The sequence below is a fragment of the Psychrobacillus sp. NPDC093200 genome (genome assembly GCF_050280345.1).
In the GTDB taxonomy this organism is placed as follows: domain Bacteria; phylum Bacillota; class Bacilli; order Bacillales_A; family Planococcaceae; genus Psychrobacillus; species Psychrobacillus faecigallinarum.
The window spans coordinates 117989-135052 of the sequence record NZ_JBNNVC010000004.1 but is presented as its reverse complement, the minus strand read 5'-3'; the positions used below and the strand labels follow the sequence as shown (position 1 = coordinate 135052).

Sequence of the window (17064 nt, the reverse complement as noted above, 5' to 3'; positions counted from 1 at the left end):
TAAAAGCTTTTACAAATACCAAAAGGAGCTATTGTAGATGAAATCAACTGAATCTAATTTTATCCACAGGCTAAAATCTGAAAAAGAAGACGCACTGGAATATGTTGTGGATAATTACTTGCCATTAATAAAAGGCGTTTCCTACAAGGTTCTTTCTCCTCTAAAAAATGATGGGATGATAGATGAATGCATAAACGATATCTTTTTATCTATTTGGCATCATGCAAAGGATTTTAATGGCGACACAACTGATTTTAAAAAATGGATTTGTATAATCGCTAAATTCAAGGCTATCGATTATTACCGAAAAGCAACTCGTAATATGGAGATTTCTAGTGAACAGATGGAACTTCAGCCAGCCGACTCTATAGAAAAAAGTTTGATTCTAACAGAAAATCGAAATGAACTAATGCAATTAGTCCATAAACTAGATCCAATCGATCAACAGATCTTCATCATGCGTTTTTTTCTTGGCGAAAGTACAGAGGCCATCGCTAAGAAGCTAGGGAAAACAAAAGCATCTGTTGATAATCGTATATACAGAGGAAAGAAGAGGCTAAATGGACAGGTTAAGAAATTTCTTCTAGGAGGTAGCTATGTATGAAAGATCTTTACAAGCAATTTAATAATATTGAAATAGACGTAGACGAATTTGAAGAGATGGAAGTAAGCGAATTTGAGCGAGCGAAGGTAAAAAAAGAATTAAAAAATAAAATCAACACATCTAAACAAAGGAAAGGTAAAAAGTTATTAGCTGCCGCTTCCCTTGCCGTAGGATTGAGCGTCTCAGCTATAGTTGGACTATCTTTCACTGCCTACGCGGACAATATCCCAGTAATCAGCAATATTTATAAATTCTTTTATGAAACTAGTGGTGACAAAGGAGATTTTTACGCGGGGTATGCAGATGTGTCTACTCCTATTAATTTAACCGCAACAAGCAATGGGATTAATGTAACAGTAAATGATGCCATTTATGATGGTGAATCTATGATTGTCACCTATACTATTGATGCCAATAGAGATTTAGGATATCCAGTAGTAATTAGGGGAATTCCACACCTTCAAAATTCTCCGAAAACGGGAAGTCATGAAGCAAGTAAAGTATCAGAGAGCGAAAACAAATATGTAGGTATTTTCACTATGAAAATGGACGAAGAGGATACCTCTTTACCAATAGAATGGAACATAGATTATTTACGTCCAGGAAGAACCATTGATAATGACCCTATTGAAGGTGATTGGAAATTTAACTTTACTTTAAATAAGGCAGATATATCTATCTATAATATAGATAAAAAGCTTGAACAAGACGATCTTACAATCCATCTTCAAAAGCTTACGATATCTCCAAATTCGTTTCACTTTCTTTATGAACAAATTCCCTCCGATAAATTGCAAGAAGAATGGGATCGTATCGCAGTCGACTTAATAGTACGTGATGATTTAGGTAATCTTTATTCGCTGGAAGAGCAAAGTGGAAGTGGTGGTTCTTCTTTAAAGAATAATGAGAATAATATTAAATGGGGCGCTATATATGAGAAAATTAACCCTGAGGCTACTCAACTCATAATAACTCCTGACGTAGAATTATATGATTATGATATCATTAGATATAGCGAGGGTGGTTCAATTATTGGTCGTGGCCGCTCCTATAATAGCACCGCGGATCAAAAACAATACAAAATGGATGACATAATCATCGATTTAAAATAAACGAATTCTTGTTTAACCTTAGCTAAGCTCATTAAAAATGAGCTTAGCTTTTTTCCTTTATAAAGGCAATATCTACTTAATACAAAGGTAATTTAATAGAAACAGTTGCTCCGCCGTCTTCGTTATTAAAAGCTTGGATAGTTCCATCGTGTTTATCAATAATTGTCTTTGCTATATACAGACCAAGGCCAGCATGTCCGTTTCTGCGGCTTTCTCCAGTTATACCTTGATAAAAGGATTCGAATACTTTCGCTTCCTTTCCTTTTTCAAACCCTTGGCCATTATCCAACATTTTTATATATAACCAGTCAGCGGTCATAAGTACATTCAGGCAAATCTCTCCTTGTTGTACGAATCTAAGACTATTGGTGAAGAGATTATCCAGTACCTGCGATATTCTATTGGAATCAGCGAAAATATCGATTTTCTTACTTCTTTCATCTTTAAGCTTACCTGTAAATACAACTTGTTCTTTCATACACCAGTGTTCATATTCCTCCATCTTCCCCTGAAAGAAATGAATGGGATCAAATTCTTTTTTGTCTAACTGAAAAAAATCGTTTTCTAGAAGAGTCGTTTGATTTAAGTCGTAAACTAGCTTAACTGCACGCTGAATATTTGACTTAATCACAATTAGGTATCTATCAAAACGATCAATTCCTTTTTTCTTTGCTTCTTCTAAGCCTTCTACATGACCCTGGATAATGGTAAGTGGCGTTCGTAAATCGTGTGCCAGGGCCGCAACAGCCTCCTTACGTTCTTTTTGTAGCTTCCACTCACGTTGTAGAGAATCACTCAGCTCATGTTGCATATTTTCAAAAGCTTCTATTAAAAGCTGTATTTCTCTTATTTTTTCATATTTATCTATGTTGAAATTTAAATCCTTTTTACGTACAAAGCTTGTCGCAATCATTAGTTGCTCTAAAGGTAATTTAATCTCTCTGCTAAGTCTCCGTACAAATATAATAGTGAATAAAATAATATAGAAAAAAGGTGTAAGAAGAATTAATGGGATTCCCACTCTTAACAACAATGTATCAGAGGATTCGATTGGTGTAACCTTCAGTTGATAATAAAGCATTACTACACCTTGCAAGTTTTGGTGGGCATCAATTATAGGGATATATTTAACAAAGTAATTTTTCTCACTGTAATCCACAATGTTTAATTTTTCATATAGTTGTTTGACTTCTATGTCTAATTGATCCTCATGGCTGCCGTATTTATATGTACCCTCTATATCGATAACCTTATATTTAAAACCTTCGGATGGAATAATCATATCTAACTTGTTTTTTTGAGAAACTTCTAAGATTGAGTCTTTTTCTAATCGAATTTTCGATTCAATTTTAGGAATCATTTGTTCATAAAAACTGGCTTCACGCATTTTTGATTCTCCGATATATATCAAAATACTCCATGTAAGAATTGTACTTAAAAGGCTGCATAATAAAATGTAGACAATTAATCGATGAAGTCTCTTATTAAGAGTTGTTGTTTTTACCCCCATCTATAACCTACTCCCCATACAGTTTGTATATATGTATTGTCCTCCTTGATTGCTTGAAATTTTGCTCTTATTTTCTTTATATGTTCGGTAACTGTGGAATCCTCTCCATCGGCTTCTAATCCCCATACTCGCTCATAAATATGTGATTTAGAAAAAACTTGTCCTTTATTCTCTGCAAGTAACCAAACAATATCAAACTGTTTGTTTGTTAATTCTACATTTACTCCATTTATATGAATCGTTCTACCTTTGTAATCAATGTTTACTTCCCCATATTGTTTTACTTCATAAGCATAGCTTTCGATTCTTCTTTTTTCTCTTCTTATATGCGCATATACTCTAGCTTTAAGCTCGGTAAGACTAAATGGTTTAATGAGATAGTCATCCCCTCCAACTAACAAGCCTTTAATTCTATTAGATTCCTCCTGGCAAGCACTAAGAAAAATAATAGGACCAGAGAGATTGGATCTTATTTTTTCACATACCTCGAATCCATCTATCCCATCCATCATTACATCGAGTAAAACTAAGTGTGGATTCTGTTTAGCTAATTGAATAGCATCGTATCCATTGTGAGCAGTTAAGATTTCATAACCCTCGTCCTCTAGAGAATCCTTCATAAAAGAAACTATATCCACTTCATCGTCCACAATTAGGATTTTTTCTTTGAGCAATATGGCACACCTCCCCTTTTACTCATACTATTTCATACTTATAACAAAAGTATAAACTTTTTACTTATTATTTTATTATATTTCAATTCTATTCTTATTCTTATAACAAGTTAAGGAGGAATGAGTTTGAAAAGAATTGAAGTTATTGATGCTTTAAGAGGTTTTGCATTATTAGGGATTTTGTTAGTGAATATACATTTTTTTAACGAATCACTTCAAGCAATTAGTTTGGGAGGAGTTCCTATAGAAGGTAAGCTCAACGAGTCGATTGACTTTTTTACTGCACTTTTAGTTGAAGGAAAGTTTATGCTACTATTTTCTTTTCTCTTTGGGTATGGCGCCACCATTTTGTATATGAAATCTACTACACAAGGTATAAAATTTACCCCTTTATACTTAAAAAGGATGTTTGCCTTATTCATCTTCGGATTGATCCATGGCTTGTTGCTTTGGTATGGCGATATTTTAACCACTTACGCAATAGTTGGCATTGTACTGTTATTTTTCTTAAAACGAAAGTCTAAGACAATACTTATTTGGTCTCTTGTATTACTTTCTATTGTCCCACTTCTACTTGGTATATCTACCGGATTGACCTCTGGAACAGGGAACTATTCTTCTATTGATTTTTCCGAAGAGATTAAATTTTCTCAAGAAATAGATGAGCAAATATATGCGGAAGGAACTTTTTCTGAAATAGTAGCAAAACGTTCTATGGACTTTGTTATGAGCTTTTTCAATATGATATTGTTTTTCCCTCAAATTTTAGGGATATTTTTACTTGGAGTATTTTTTGGAAAAAGAAGGCTATTAGAGAACCTTCACGAGAAAAATCATTCTTTCCTTGTTTTTGGACTAATTGCCACATTGTCTGGAGTAATCTTAGAGTTACCTATGTTATTGTCAAACTCCTCGAATCTAATGTTGGAAATGATAGGTGTATTTATAGCAGGTCCATTACTGATGCTAGGCTATCTTTGTTTCTTCTGTCTTGCTTTCCTAAAATATAAAGAACAACTATTACTCTTTTCTTACATTGGAAAGCTTGGTTTTAGTATGTATATTTTACAATCCGTGATTTGTAGCCTCTTATTTTATAGCTATGGTCTGGGCTTATTTGGAGAAATTCAGCTTTGGCAAACCACTATCATCGCTATGTCCATTTATATATTTCAGTTTTTACTTAGCTATCTTTGGATTAAACATTTAAAGTTTCAATCAGGTCCCTTAGAATATGTTTGGAGGTTATTTTACAGAGGTAAAGGGTTCAAACATAAGGCTAGCAAGTAAGAAGCTTTGAAGAAATTCCCACTGTCAGCAAGACAGTGGGGTTTTTCTACATCTGCTCCGGAGCATCTATCCCAAGTAAACATAACCCTTCCTTTAAAACTATGGCAATCGCATAACAAAGCGTCAGCTTCGATTGCTTTGTTTCATCATCAACTAATATTTTTGTGTTCGCATAATATTTATTGAAATGGCGAGCTAGCGTTAGGCAATATTTTGCGATAAGTGATGGATCTGCATGTTCAAAGGATTTCTGGATAACCTGTGGAAAGCCTTGAAGTGTCATTATCGTTGGCCATCCAGGTTCGCCTAGTCCTTCAAAACTCATGTTATTAGTCTCAAACTTACCTTTTTGAAGGAGTGAGTTTATGCGTGCGTGAGTGTACTGAACATAGGGTCCAGTCTCACCCTCGAAGTTAAGCATTTGCTCCAGAGAAAATTCTACATCATTCATACGATGATTTTTTAAATCATGGAAGATGACGGCCCCTACTCCAACTGATTTAGCAACCTCCTCTTTGTGAAGAAGTGAAGGATTTTTCTCCTCAATACTTTTTTTCGCCTCCTCGATAGCTTCGTTTAAGACTTCTTTTAATAAAACCACTTTTCCTTTACGAGTCGACATCTTCTTACCATCCTTAAGCATCATCCCAAAAGGTACATGCTGACAGTCCTTTGCCCACTCATAGCCCATTTTTTGAAGCACACTGAAAAGCTGTTTAAAGTGAAGTGATTGTTCGTTGCCGACTACATAAAATGCTTTAGTAAAGGCATAGTTATTTTGACGATACAAGGCTGCAGCTAAATCTCTCGTTGCGTATAGAGTAGCTCCATCGGTTTTTTTGATCAAACATGGTGGCATATTCTCTAACTCGACTACTAACGCCCCGTCAGATTCCACGAGCAAACCCTTTTCTTCTATTTCTTTGACGACCGGTTCCATTTTGTCATTATAGAATGCTTCTCCATTAAAGGAATCAAACTGAATTCCTAGTAATTCATAGATATATTGAAATTCTTTAAGAGAGGCTTCCTTGAACCATTTCCAAAGCTGTAGTGCCTCTTCGTTACCCTGCTCTAGACTCTTGAAGGCAGCTCTTGCCTCAACATTGAGCTCTTCATCCACTTCAGCCTTTTCATGGAATTTTACATAGATTTTCAATAATTCCTCTATTGGGGAGGCTTCAATTTTTTCTTTGTCTCCCCATAGCTTATAAGCAACAATCAGCTTTCCAAATTGAGTTCCCCAATCACCTAAATGATTAATACGAACAGCTTTGTAGCCATTTTTCTCAGAAATATTGGCAAGAGCATTTCCGATTACAGTTGAACGTAAATGTCCCATAGAGAATGGCTTAGCAATATTTGGTGAGGAAAGGTCTATAGTAACTTGTTCGTCTTTCATTGGTAGCTGGCCATAATTGTTTTGATTTTTAAGTATTTCCCCTAACACTTCTTTCGCAATAGTTTTCTGGTCATAAAAGATGTTCAAATAGCCCCCTACTGCCTCTACATTAGCAATAAGTGAACTCTTCACCTGTTTTGCCAATTCAGAAGCGATAAGCTGTGGTGATTTTTTATATAATTTCGCTAGCGTAAAACAAGGAAATGCTAAATCTCCTAATTCAATGTTCTTTGGTTTCTCTAAAAGCATTTGTATTTCTTTCACTGTTAACTTACTTTCTAACTCAGTCTCAATCGAAATAGCAATTTGCTTTAATAGTTCCATATATATTCACCCTCCATTTTGTTTTTCCATATAAAAAAGCTCTCATCTCTATGAAGAGACGAGAGCTGAAATTCCCGTGGTACCACTCTAGTTGTCACATATTGTGACCGCTTTAACGTTATTAACGAGGACTTCCCCGATCTTTTCTACTCTAGTTCAAAAAGCTTCTCCAAAGTGCGTTTCTCTGAAAAGTCCTGTATCAGGCTCTCACTACCCCTGACTCGCTAATCATTATCTCATCAGATACTCTCTTTATCATCGAATTGTGTATGAATTTTCACTAATTTTAATCGAATCAAATACTAAAGTCAATATGTGAATAAATGTCTCCTTATCTATCTAACATTTACTATCTCATCTATTCCCCAGCTTTAAATGAACTGAATCCATCAACTTTTGATAACCAATTTCTTGATATATTTTGTTGGATGTGGGATTTAACATATCGGTATATAAAACACAGAAGTCATATTCCTTTAAAAGCTCCTTGCTGCAGGCTGCTACCATTGTTCTTGCATAACCTTTGCGTCGCTTTTCTTTAGGAGTAAATACCATAGAAACAGTCACTCCATGAGTTGATGGTCTAGCCTTCTTCATCATAGACACAATCTCTCCATCGTCCTCCCATAAGAAAACCTCCTGTCCATTCAACATAGCAGTCACTCTCTGGGCTATTTCCTCTTTAGCAGTACTAGGAAGTCCAGTATCTTCTTCAAATTGGCTATACCATGATTCTATTAATGGAGCATCATCGTTATTAGCAAATCTCCAAGATCCTGGGCTATTTTCTAGCGTATCATCCACTTTATTTAATCGATATAATCCCTGGTCCATTAATAGTGAATTTGCTTGTCCCGTTTTCTCTTCCCATTTTGACGCGAAGCGAATAGCCCATTCCTTTACACTTATGATCGAATTTATATGTATACCACGTTGTAAAATCTCTTCAATACATAAATCGATTGACGCTTCGATTTTATTTAAATCGACAAAAATAATATTAAGTGGATGTGGTGGAGTCATCTGGAAAAGTGCCAATAACTCTCCATCCTCCTCAATAGTAGCCATCAGTGGATCCTCATATCCTCCCACTCTAATTCTTTCAAGCACACCTAAAAATAAGCTAAATTTGTCCTCGTTTTGCTTTAAAAAAGGTTTTGCAATATCGTAAAACTTCTCTGCACTTTCATAGATTTGAAATCTCATTTTTACATCCCCTTTGCAACGTTTTATGTTAATATAACGTAAAACGTTGCATGATGGGAGATATTTATGAAAATTATTTCTATTCGGGATATTCATATTGGGGAAGGACTACCAAAAATTATTGTTCCACTAATCGGAAAAAATAAAGAAGCCCTTTTTAAGGAGCTACAATTAGTTAAGGATGCATCTCCTGATGTAGTCGAATGGAGAGTAGATTTATTACAGGAAGTTGAAAGCTTAGAATCTGTCAAAGACACCCTTTCATACATACGAGGTTATTTATATCCTACCCCCCTTTTGTTTACTTTTAGAAGTCACAAGGAAGGCGGCAATAAAGTTATTGAACCTGATTATTATAAGCAACTTTTACGTGAAGTGATCCAGACAAAGGAAATAGATTTAATTGATATTGAGCTTTTCTCAGAGGAAGTTGAGGAGCTAGTTTCTTTAGCTAAGGATAATCATATTTCTGTGGTGATGTCCAACCATGATTTTAATGGAACTCCCTCAAAAGAGGTAATAATAGAACGCTTAACAGCTATGCAAAGACTAGGTGCAGATATTCCTAAAATTGCTGTTATGCCTAATAGTCCAGCCGATGTTATTACCCTCCTGGATGCTACCTATACGATGTATTCTACATATGCGGATCGTCCGATTATTACAATGTCTATGGCTAAATCAGGTATTATCAGTCGTTTATCTGGAGAAATTTTCGGTTCAGCAGCTACCTTTGGTTCAGTTGTATCAGCTTCCGCTCCAGGACAAATTGAAGCAAAAGAATTAAAGAAAGTGTTAGGACTTTTACATAACGCATAGTAATAACTGCTCCCAATCATTATTCGGGGGGCAGTTTTAATGTTTAAGGCTGAGGAAATTCGCATTCTAATTGGCAAAATTAAACATTATAATTATTAAAAACAAAAGATATACATAAATGAGCTAGGAAATATATATCCCAGCTCATTGTATTTTCACTAAATAGATCATTAGTTAAAGTAAAATAATTTACTTTAGAATTACCTTACTTTAAACCTGTTTCCTTTTCATATAGCTTGATATGATCACCACTCACGCCGTACACAACACCATTATTTTTCCACCCGTATTTTTCATAATAGCCTTCAAGATCTGTGGACAAATAAAGCTTATCATATCCTTTTCTTGCTGCTTCTTTCAGGCTGTGTTGTAGCAGCATTAAGCCTATTTCTCTACCTCTATATTCTTCTTTCACGAATAAGCAGGCGAGCCATGGGCAAAGGTCTTGGCGGCTATTAAGGTCATTTCTTAATAACGCATAAGTTCCAATAATCTCCTCCTCTTCAATCATCACATAAAATCTTGGAATATCTGAAAAACGACAAGAATGAATCATAGCATCTTCATAAAATTTATAATTATGCTCATTTCCCCATTCTTTCCAAAATACTTGAATTGCTTTTTCGAATAGGTTATTCCTTTCCTGTAACTCAATAATTTGCATTATCTTTCCCCCAATCCAGCATAACCTGCTCCGTTAGTAAGAACACACCTCTATTAAGTAATGACACGCTTAGAGTTATTTTATTTTTCTGTGGATAAAATCCTCTCTAGTCGTATCATATCCACACAAGGAATGCCGTTTTCCACAATCTCTTCGGGATAATTAATTTTAAAAAAATCCTTATCCACAGAAACAATTCTGAATCCACACTTTTGATAGAGTGCAAGCTGATTTATGCTGGAGTTTCCTGTACCTACTTCTATTTTTTGATAACCAAGCTCTTTTGATTTCTCAATGGCATCGAGAACTAATTCTTTTCCTATTCCTTTTCCTTGATGTTGTTCATGTACAGCTATATTTTTAAGCTCCACAGTCTGGTTATTCAAAGGCACTAAGACATATACGCCAATTATTTTATTTCCTGCTTTCGTTATATAGCATTGACCCTTATCTAAATAAGCTTTAACTAATTCCTCTGCGGGATCTGCTAACAACAACAAATCCATTGGAAAATCGCTGTCTATTTTGTATACATTCATTTACTTTCCCCCCTGGAATATTTCTCTATATAAATTGTACCAAAAGAAAAGCCGTCCTTCTCTATATGAGCGGACGACATATTCTTTAAGACTCTGGAACAAGAATTTCTAAAATATCTTCAGACACATAGGTTTTCTTGTTGTGCAAAACCGGTGTTTCTTGAAATTCTCTTATACTTCTATTGTATCCATACTTCAGCTCTCCCCTAGTAATGGAAAGTGAGCTATTGCCAAGCTTTAAGTACACACTATTACGTTTTGGATGGGACATTACTTCATATCCTAAATACTGAGCCACCTCACGTATAGGAATCATCTTAACTCCATTTTGAATTAAATGGTCATTCTCTATTATTTTGTTGAGCTCTTTTTGAACAGGTTCAATATATTCTAGTGCAATAATTTTTGATGGAGTCGTAAGTTTTTGATTGTTCTTAGGTGAACTATAAAATACGATTAACTCCTTGTTTGTTAAATCGTTCTTGGAAATTTTCTTTCCCTTTTCATCCACCAATTCTGTTTTGTTGGTAATTTGAAGTTTCAGCTCTTTATCTAGACTAACAAATTGCTTATCGAATTTTGACACTTTCACTAGGCCACTCTTTTCTTCATGAGCAACAATGATTTCTGGAGAGATTCTTGGTGGATAAATTAAAATCATTGGTTTATTTTTATCGTAATAGGCATCAATTTTCATCCCCTTTTTAAAGGAGTCAATAGAAATCGCTTTTGTTGAAGCGCTATTAAGAGCTATTACATCTTTATTTAATACTAAAATTGAAATCTGAGGCTCTTTCTCATTCGTTTCTACAGTTAATGTTACTTCTTTATTATTTTTAGAAACTTCCTTAATAGTACCGGAGAATTTCATAAAGTTGCTTGCATCTTTTTCTTCTAAAACAACTACTTTGTTCGGTATTGTTTGAGCAGGAATACTTCTTGTCGAGGTCTTATAAAATACAATCAGCTCATTACCCACTAAATTTTTTTGATCGATACTTTCTCCATCCTTATTAACAACAAGCGTTTCCTTAGAGAGATTCAGCTTTAATTGGTTGTCTTCACTTGTTAACTCCTCATCGAAGACCCCTACCTTTGTAAAGCCTACATTTTTGCCATCATGAGCAATTATTAACTCTGGCGAAATTTGGGCTGGATAGATCATAGTCCTAGCTTTTGTTTTATCATAGTAGGCTTCTATTCTTTGCCCTTTGACAAATTCCTTTTTTTCTATTTCCTTGGCTGTGCCGCTATTATATAAAAGCGTCTCGTTTGTGATTGTAAAAACAGTGACAATCGGTTCTTTTTGCTCTGTTTCAACAGTAAGTATGACATTGTCTTCTTTATTTACGACTTCTTTAACGATACCAGTAAATCTCTCCAGTTTAGAGTTTTCTTTAACCATGGTATCCTCTCCCTCCTTCGCCAAAACAAATGTAGGTGTGAGAAGAAGACAGATTGCTATAAAGCTGAACGAAAGATAGTGTAATTTTTTCATTTCTGATCATCCCCTTTGTTTTCATCAGTGAATTAGACGGAACACCATGATAAACGTTTCAAAATTTTTTGAAACATTTATTATTCTAATGCGTATAAAGTAGTACGAAAAAATACTTAGGAATGGAGCTTAAACATGGCGTTAGTAATTAACGAAGTAACCAAACGTTATCAAGATTTTACTGCAGTTGACCATCTCTCCTTCACCATAGAAAAAGGTGAAATATTTGGTTTAATCGGTCAAAATGGTGCCGGTAAAACTACGACCTTTCGGATGATACTAGATTTACAGGAAACTACGGAAGGAACCATCACATGGGATGGTACAAATATCAATAATATTAATAGAGATCTTTTAGGTTATTTACCCGAGGAGAGAGGTATTTTCCCTGCTATGAAAGTGGAGGATCAGCTTTACTTCTTTGGAGAGCTTCGTGGTAAATCCCGTAAGGAGCTAAAAAAAGAAGTGGATTACTGGATTGATCGTTTTGAATTAGAGGACAAACGAAAAGCGAAAGCTGAAACACTATCCAAAGGAAACCAGCAAAAGGTGCAATTGATCGCAAGCTTCATTCACCAGCCAGCATTTCTTATACTAGACGAACCATTTAGTGGACTGGATCCAGTAAATAAGGATTTGTTGAAGGGTGCCATTTTAGAGCTAAAAGACAAGGGCACAACTATATTATTTTCTAGCCATCAGATGGAAAATGTAGAAGAGCTTTGTGATCATTTATGTCTTTTAAAACGTGGTGTCTCTTTGTATGCTGGAAGCCTGCTAGACTTAAAGAAACAATATGGAAAAACAAAACTTACTATTCGTACGGAGCTTTCAAAGGAGACACTTGAAAGCATGGAGGGCGTTAAGTATGTCCATGTTGGAAAAGACCAATATATCCTTACACTAGCAGATGAAAAATATGCGCAAGCAATCTTTGACTCTATTTTTGATGGCAAGTATATTGAGAAATTTAGCTTAGATTATTTGTCATTAGATGAAATCTTCAAGGATAAGGTAGGTGGCAAGAATGTCTAAATTTTGGTTGTTAGTCAAACAGTTATATACTCAAAAAATAAAAGCAAAATCATTTATAATCATGCTTGCCATCTACGTTGGTGTGATTTCCATCGTAATGTTTTGGTCAGATATAAAGGCTGCATTCTTTGAAAGTGAAGCACTAGAAATTGCAGTGATAAATGAAACAGAGGCTGATATAGAGGCTTTGTTCCAATCTAATAATGATTTAGCGTTTTCGTTCCCTACTTCTCCAAATGATGAGGTAGAAAAAGAAGTCATTGACGGAGACTATGCAGCTGCCATTTTTATCAAAGATGAAGAGAATTCTCTTAACGCGGAAATAGCAACATATGAGCCATTAGCATTTACTGATCAGCTCAGTCTATCTTCCACTCTTCAATATGCTGGGAAATTGTATGAGGTACAGCAGCTGAACCTCACAGCCGAAGAAGCAGATAAAATTCTACAGTCCGAAACCATCATTACAATGAAAAATTTAGACGAAGCCTCTGCTGGAGGCAAGAGTGAGGATGAGAAGGCAGTAGGAATCGTTGCTTCTATGCTCATCGGCTCATTAATCTATGGTTTCTTAATATCCTTTTTATCTATGATAACAACAGATGTGGCTTCTGAAAAAGGTTCTCGTGTTTTAGAGGTTCTTCTTGCAAGTGTTAAACCATCTACTCATTTAATAGCTAAATTAACAGGTACATTTCTCTTGGCAATTACACAAATCGGAGCTTTGATAATTTTGTTAGCAGTTATTTTTATGACAGTTGATGGTGGCTCTAAAATTGATAGTTTACAGCCTATGATTGAAGAGCTTTCCTATTCTTATATTGGTTATGCCCTAGCATTTTTAATCATGACCATTGTGCTAAATTTAATCATTGGTGCATTGTTAGGCTCACTTGTATCTAAAGTAGAGGAAGCTGGTCAGGCAGTTATGCCAATGACTATCATCGGAATCATTGGATTTTATGTATTAATTTTCGGAGCGCAAAGTCCAGACACCATGCTTGTAAAGGTATTCTCTTACATACCATTTACATCGGGTATGGTAATGCCATTACGCATTGGTGCAACTGACATCGGGGCATTTGAGCCGATGCTAGCTCTACTAATACTAACCGTTACCTCTATCGTAGCATTCATCATCAGCCTGTCCTTCTATAAACGAAGCGTTCTTACTTATAGCTCAGGCGGTATTATCCAAAAGATTAAAACTGTATTAAAGGTAACAACATAATCCTAAATGAAAGTACCACGAACCTCACATGTTCGTGGTACTTTTACTTATTTCGGTCACTTATCTCTCGTCACTTTTTCAGCACTTTTTTGCATATACTATGGGGGTGAAAGAAGGGATGCGAATTATATGTGTGGAATAACCGGATGGGTTGATTTTAGAAAAGATTTACGGGGGTATTCTCCTGTTGTGGAGAAAATGGCAGAGAGTTTAAAAAAGCGGGGACCAGATGATCATAATGTGTGGAGTGCGGTCCATGCTCTCTTTGGTCATCGAAGATTGACTGTTGTTGATCCCGTCGGAGGCAAACAGCCAATGAGCAAAAGCTATCAATCTAGGAATTATACGCTTTGCTATAATGGAGAGCTTTATAACACGGAAGATTTACGAAAGGAATTATTAAGTAGAGGGCATTCATTCTCAGGGCATTCAGATACAGAGGTATTATTAACCTCTTATATTGAATGGAAGGAAAAGTGTGTTGATTACTTTAATGGAATTTTTGCTTTTGCCATTTGGGATGAAGAAGAGCAAAAGGTTTTTATAGCAAGAGACCGCTTAGGAGTAAAGCCATTGTTTTTTACGGAAAGAAATGATGGATTGCTATTCGGATCTGAATTAAAGGCATTGCTTGCACACCCAGATGTTCCAACAGAGATTGATCGGAATGGATTATCAGAGATTATTGGGCTTGGGCCTTCCCGCACTCCTGGATTCGGTGTATATAAAGGGATAAAGGAGCTTAGACCAGCACATGCATTAACTTTTTCGAAAAACGGCCTGCGTATGTGGCGGTATTGGAACGTGGAAAGTAAAGAGCATACCGACACATTAGAGGAAACGATAGAAAAAGTACGTTACTTAGTAACAGATGCGGTAGAAAGACAGCTTGTGTCCGATGTGCCTTTATGTACATTCCTTTCGGGAGGAATAGATTCTAGTGCTATTTCTGCAATTGCTGCAAATGCTTATAAAAGAGATGGAATACCCCCTCTTCATACTTACTCGATTGATTATGAAAACAATAATGTTCACTTCAAGGGAAATGAATTTCAGCCTAGCGAGGACTTCCCTTTCATCCAAAAAGTCTCTAGCTCTCTTCATACTACTCACCATTTTTCAGTCATTACACAGGATGATCTAGCTCAATTTTTAACGGAGGCAGTCCATGTACGTGATTTACCTGGAATGGCAGATATAGACTCCTCTTTACTATGGTTCTGTAAAGAAATAAAAAAGGATTTTACCGTAGGATTGTCCGGAGAATGTGCGGATGAGATATTTGGGGGCTACCCTTGGTTTCATAAGGTTGGAAATGCAGAAACAGGCTTCCCTTGGATTCGATCCAAGCATGAAAGACACTCCTTGCTAAACGATAGCTGGCAACAAAAATTGAAAATTGAAGATTATGTACAAAACGCATATGATATAAGCGTAGCAGAAACACCTCAGCTGTTTGGCGAGTCCTCCTTAGAAGCAGAACGAAGAAATCTCTTTTATATGAATATGATTTGGTTTATGTCCACACTTTTGGAACGAAAAGACCGGATGAGCATGGGAGCAAGCTTAGAAGTGCGTGTCCCCTTTGCAGACCATCGTCTTGTAGAGTATGCGTGGAATATTCCGTGGGATTTTAAAATGGTTGGAAACCAAGAAAAAGGCATTCTTAGGAAGGCATTAGAGGGAATTCTTCCAAACGAAGTGCTCTATCGTAAAAAGAGCCCTTATCCAAAAACCCATAATCCGGTCTATGCAGCAAAGGTTCAGCTCATGCTGAAGGAGCAACTGCTAGATAAGAATTCTATATTGCATGAACTATTTGACCCTAGAAGTCTTCAAACGTTAATCGAATCTAATGGAGAGGCCTTTAAGATTCCTTGGTTTGGACAATTGATGACTGGTCCCCAGCTATTAGCTTACTTAGCTCAAACGCATATTTGGTTTAAAGATTATAATGTTCAATTGGTGGATTAATAAATGTTAGAGGGTGGCGGTGACAAATCACTTTCACCCTCTTTATTGTTCAGCTATTTTTTTACTCCAATATACAATAGGTGAGAGGATATCCCTAAAATATAAGGGTCATTGGCTTTTTCAATCAGCAGGTCAATTAGATTTTTGTATTCCTGCTCACCTTTGTCTTTCCAGTAGTCCCAATTTTCCTTATTCAATATTGAAGCGACATTTGAGCCTATTAATTCTAAGCTTTCAAATCCATGCGCTTCCATGAACGGCTTTATCTCTTCGATATTAAAATAATACGCTCCTGTAAAACGCCCAGCTTCTTGGTGATTAAAGCTGCCTGTGTCGTTAAATTGTTGAATGCTTTTCATCTGGTTATTTGGCTTCCAATTTTCAGGGTACATGAGAGAAGTAAGTATGTGCTTAATCCTAGGCATAAACGCAATAAAAACAAGCCCATTCTTTTTGGTTACTCTATGTAATTCACGTATTGCTTTTATCCGGTCGGCTTCTTCCTGTAAATGATACATAGGTCCAAGCATAAGAGCCGCATCAAACTGCTCATCTTGGATCCCGGATAAGTCTCTTGCATCTGCTACAAGAAAATCTGAAAAGTGATTTTCCAGATGAAATTCTTCTGCTTTTTCTTTCGCTATCTCTACTAGTTTCGGTGTAAGGTCAGTTAGGGTTACCCTATAGCCCTCCATTGCTAGCTTGATTGAATATTTCCCCGGTCCCGCCCCGTTATCGAGTATATTCCCAGCAGGAGGAAGATATCTCTTTATGTAATGCCAATTCACCTGAAATTCAATTGGTTCTCTTTCAAGTCTCCCCCACTCATCAAATTGGTTGTAATAATTAATAATTTCACTCATAACAAACACCTACATTCTTCATCAATTTTAATATTAGTTCTATTTGCAGTAGGATAATCCCTGCTAGATGAAATAATTTATACTATTTTCAACTATTAAATAGAAATAGTTTACCCGGCAAGCATGTATATAGATGACAAATTTCAGCTCTCGGCGGGGGCATTCCGTGGGGTGAGCGATAAGCCATCACCGTCGCTAGCGCGCACGTTGTGATGGCTTATCTGTCTCACTCATCCCACTGGAGTCGCCGCCTGTCGCTCCAATCATTAGATTGAGAGTAATTAGAGGGGAATAACTTATACTGTTATATTCAGCCATC

Annotated in this window: 15 protein-coding genes and 1 other annotated feature; of the genes, 7 read left to right on the top strand and 8 right to left on the bottom strand. The window is 36.0% G+C overall.

From position 1 onward, the window contains the following. The first annotated feature begins 37 nt into the window (after nt 1-37). A complete protein-coding gene (locus ACQKNZ_RS16000) occupies nt 38-604 on the top strand; it encodes a sigma-70 family RNA polymerase sigma factor (RefSeq protein WP_427660670.1) in 567 nt (188 codons plus the stop codon). Next, the gene (locus ACQKNZ_RS15995; RefSeq protein ID WP_427660668.1) at nt 601-1716 is read left to right on the top strand and encodes a DUF4179 domain-containing protein; all 1116 of its coding nucleotides are present in this window, start codon (nt 601-603) and stop codon (nt 1714-1716) included. The genes ACQKNZ_RS16000 and ACQKNZ_RS15995 overlap by 4 nt, the downstream gene beginning before the upstream one ends. A gap of 76 nt (nt 1717-1792) precedes the next feature. On the opposite strand, the gene ACQKNZ_RS15990 is transcribed toward ACQKNZ_RS15995, so the two are convergent. Together ACQKNZ_RS15990 and ACQKNZ_RS15985 are read right to left on the bottom strand one after the other, a co-directional pair. Next, on the bottom strand, nt 1793-3103 hold the full coding sequence (locus ACQKNZ_RS15990; protein WP_427660666.1) for a sensor histidine kinase: 1311 nt from the start codon (nt 3101-3103) through the stop codon (nt 1793-1795). Nucleotides 3104-3216: 113 nt separating this feature from the next. After that, nucleotides 3217-3900 carry a response regulator transcription factor gene (locus ACQKNZ_RS15985; RefSeq protein ID WP_427660664.1) on the bottom strand — a complete coding sequence of 228 codons (684 nt, stop codon included), beginning with the start codon at nt 3898-3900 and terminating at the stop codon, nt 3217-3219. Nucleotides 3901-4026: 126 nt separating this feature from the next. Between ACQKNZ_RS15985 and ACQKNZ_RS15980 the strand changes: the two genes are divergently transcribed. Then, the gene (locus ACQKNZ_RS15980; protein ID WP_427660662.1) at nt 4027-5190 is read left to right on the top strand and encodes a DUF418 domain-containing protein; all 1164 of its coding nucleotides are present in this window, start codon (nt 4027-4029) and stop codon (nt 5188-5190) included. A 46-nt stretch (nt 5191-5236) separates the two neighbouring features. Here the strand turns inward: ACQKNZ_RS15980 and argS are convergent, their stop codons facing one another. Further along, complete coding sequence (argS, locus tag ACQKNZ_RS15975; RefSeq protein WP_427660660.1) at nt 5237-6916, bottom strand: arginine--tRNA ligase; 1680 nt, start codon at nt 6914-6916, stop codon at nt 5237-5239. Nucleotides 6917-6967: 51 nt separating this feature from the next. Beyond that, nucleotides 6968-7184 (bottom strand) — a binding site (T-box leader). 86 nt (nt 7185-7270) lie between these two features. Next, nucleotides 7271-8122, bottom strand: coding sequence for a GNAT family N-acetyltransferase (locus tag ACQKNZ_RS15970; protein WP_427660658.1), 852 nt, complete (start codon nt 8120-8122; stop codon nt 7271-7273). A 66-nt stretch (nt 8123-8188) separates the two neighbouring features. Between ACQKNZ_RS15970 and aroD the strand changes: the two genes are divergently transcribed. After that, nucleotides 8189-8941, top strand: a complete 753-nt coding sequence (aroD, locus tag ACQKNZ_RS15965) for a type I 3-dehydroquinate dehydratase (protein ID WP_151112342.1) — start codon at nt 8189-8191, stop codon at nt 8939-8941. Nucleotides 8942-9146: 205 nt separating this feature from the next. Here the strand turns inward: aroD and ACQKNZ_RS15960 are convergent, their stop codons facing one another. The 3 genes from ACQKNZ_RS15960 to ACQKNZ_RS15950 all read right to left on the bottom strand — a co-directional run bounded on the left by ACQKNZ_RS15960 (nt 9147) and on the right by ACQKNZ_RS15950 (nt 11642). Further along, on the bottom strand, nt 9147-9605 hold the full coding sequence (locus ACQKNZ_RS15960; protein WP_144539363.1) for a GNAT family N-acetyltransferase: 459 nt from the start codon (nt 9603-9605) through the stop codon (nt 9147-9149). An 80-nt stretch (nt 9606-9685) separates the two neighbouring features. After that, nucleotides 9686-10144, bottom strand: coding sequence for a GNAT family N-acetyltransferase (locus ACQKNZ_RS15955; RefSeq protein WP_151112338.1), 459 nt, complete (start codon nt 10142-10144; stop codon nt 9686-9688). 85 nt (nt 10145-10229) lie between these two features. Further along, nucleotides 10230-11642, bottom strand: a complete 1413-nt coding sequence (locus ACQKNZ_RS15950; RefSeq protein WP_144539359.1) for a stalk domain-containing protein — start codon at nt 11640-11642, stop codon at nt 10230-10232. A 135-nt stretch (nt 11643-11777) separates the two neighbouring features. On the opposite strand from ACQKNZ_RS15950, the gene ACQKNZ_RS15945 reads away from it, so the two are divergent. The 3 genes from ACQKNZ_RS15945 to asnB all read left to right on the top strand — a co-directional run bounded on the left by ACQKNZ_RS15945 (nt 11778) and on the right by asnB (nt 15882). Then, a complete protein-coding gene (locus ACQKNZ_RS15945; RefSeq protein ID WP_151112334.1) occupies nt 11778-12677 on the top strand; it encodes an ABC transporter ATP-binding protein in 900 nt (299 codons plus the stop codon). Further along, nucleotides 12670-13908 (top strand): ABC transporter permease, encoded by a 1239-nt coding sequence (locus ACQKNZ_RS15940; RefSeq protein WP_144539355.1) that lies wholly within the window; start codon nt 12670-12672, stop codon nt 13906-13908. The genes ACQKNZ_RS15945 and ACQKNZ_RS15940 overlap by 8 nt, the downstream gene beginning before the upstream one ends. Nucleotides 13909-14037: 129 nt before the next feature. Then, nucleotides 14038-15882, top strand: a complete 1845-nt coding sequence (gene asnB / locus ACQKNZ_RS15935) for an asparagine synthase (glutamine-hydrolyzing) (protein WP_342578703.1) — start codon at nt 14038-14040, stop codon at nt 15880-15882. 53 nt (nt 15883-15935) lie between these two features. Here asnB and ACQKNZ_RS15930 read toward each other — a convergent pair whose 3' ends face one another. Further along, nucleotides 15936-16745, bottom strand: coding sequence for a class I SAM-dependent methyltransferase (locus tag ACQKNZ_RS15930; protein WP_154312151.1), 810 nt, complete (start codon nt 16743-16745; stop codon nt 15936-15938). Nucleotides 16746-17064: the final 319 nt, after the last annotated feature.

Bases quoted from the DNA above. Each gene is read 5' to 3' on its own strand.
- asnB (WP_342578703.1), top strand. From the start codon at position 14,038: ATGTGTGGAATAACCGGATGGGTTGATTTTAGAAAAGATTTACGGGGG.
- ACQKNZ_RS15970 (WP_427660658.1), bottom strand. From the start codon at position 8,122: ATGAGATTTCAAATCTATGAAAGTGCAGAGAAGTTTTACGATATTGCA.
- aroD (WP_151112342.1), top strand. From the start codon at position 8,189: ATGAAAATTATTTCTATTCGGGATATTCATATTGGGGAAGGACTACCA.
- ACQKNZ_RS15945 (WP_151112334.1), top strand. From the start codon at position 11,778: ATGGCGTTAGTAATTAACGAAGTAACCAAACGTTATCAAGATTTTACT.
- ACQKNZ_RS15940 (WP_144539355.1), top strand. From the start codon at position 12,670: ATGTCTAAATTTTGGTTGTTAGTCAAACAGTTATATACTCAAAAAATA.
- ACQKNZ_RS15960 (WP_144539363.1), bottom strand. From the start codon at position 9,605: ATGCAAATTATTGAGTTACAGGAAAGGAATAACCTATTCGAAAAAGCA.
- ACQKNZ_RS15990 (WP_427660666.1), bottom strand. From the start codon at position 3,103: ATGCGTGAAGCCAGTTTTTATGAACAAATGATTCCTAAAATTGAATCG.
- ACQKNZ_RS15950 (WP_144539359.1), bottom strand. From the start codon at position 11,642: ATGAAAAAATTACACTATCTTTCGTTCAGCTTTATAGCAATCTGTCTT.
- ACQKNZ_RS15955 (WP_151112338.1), bottom strand. From the start codon at position 10,144: ATGAATGTATACAAAATAGACAGCGATTTTCCAATGGATTTGTTGTTG.
- ACQKNZ_RS15995 (WP_427660668.1), top strand. From the start codon at position 601: ATGAAAGATCTTTACAAGCAATTTAATAATATTGAAATAGACGTAGAC.
- ACQKNZ_RS15930 (WP_154312151.1), bottom strand. From the start codon at position 16,745: ATGAGTGAAATTATTAATTATTACAACCAATTTGATGAGTGGGGGAGA.
- ACQKNZ_RS16000 (WP_427660670.1), top strand. From the start codon at position 38: ATGAAATCAACTGAATCTAATTTTATCCACAGGCTAAAATCTGAAAAA.
- argS (WP_427660660.1), bottom strand. From the start codon at position 6,916: ATGGAACTATTAAAGCAAATTGCTATTTCGATTGAGACTGAGTTAGAA.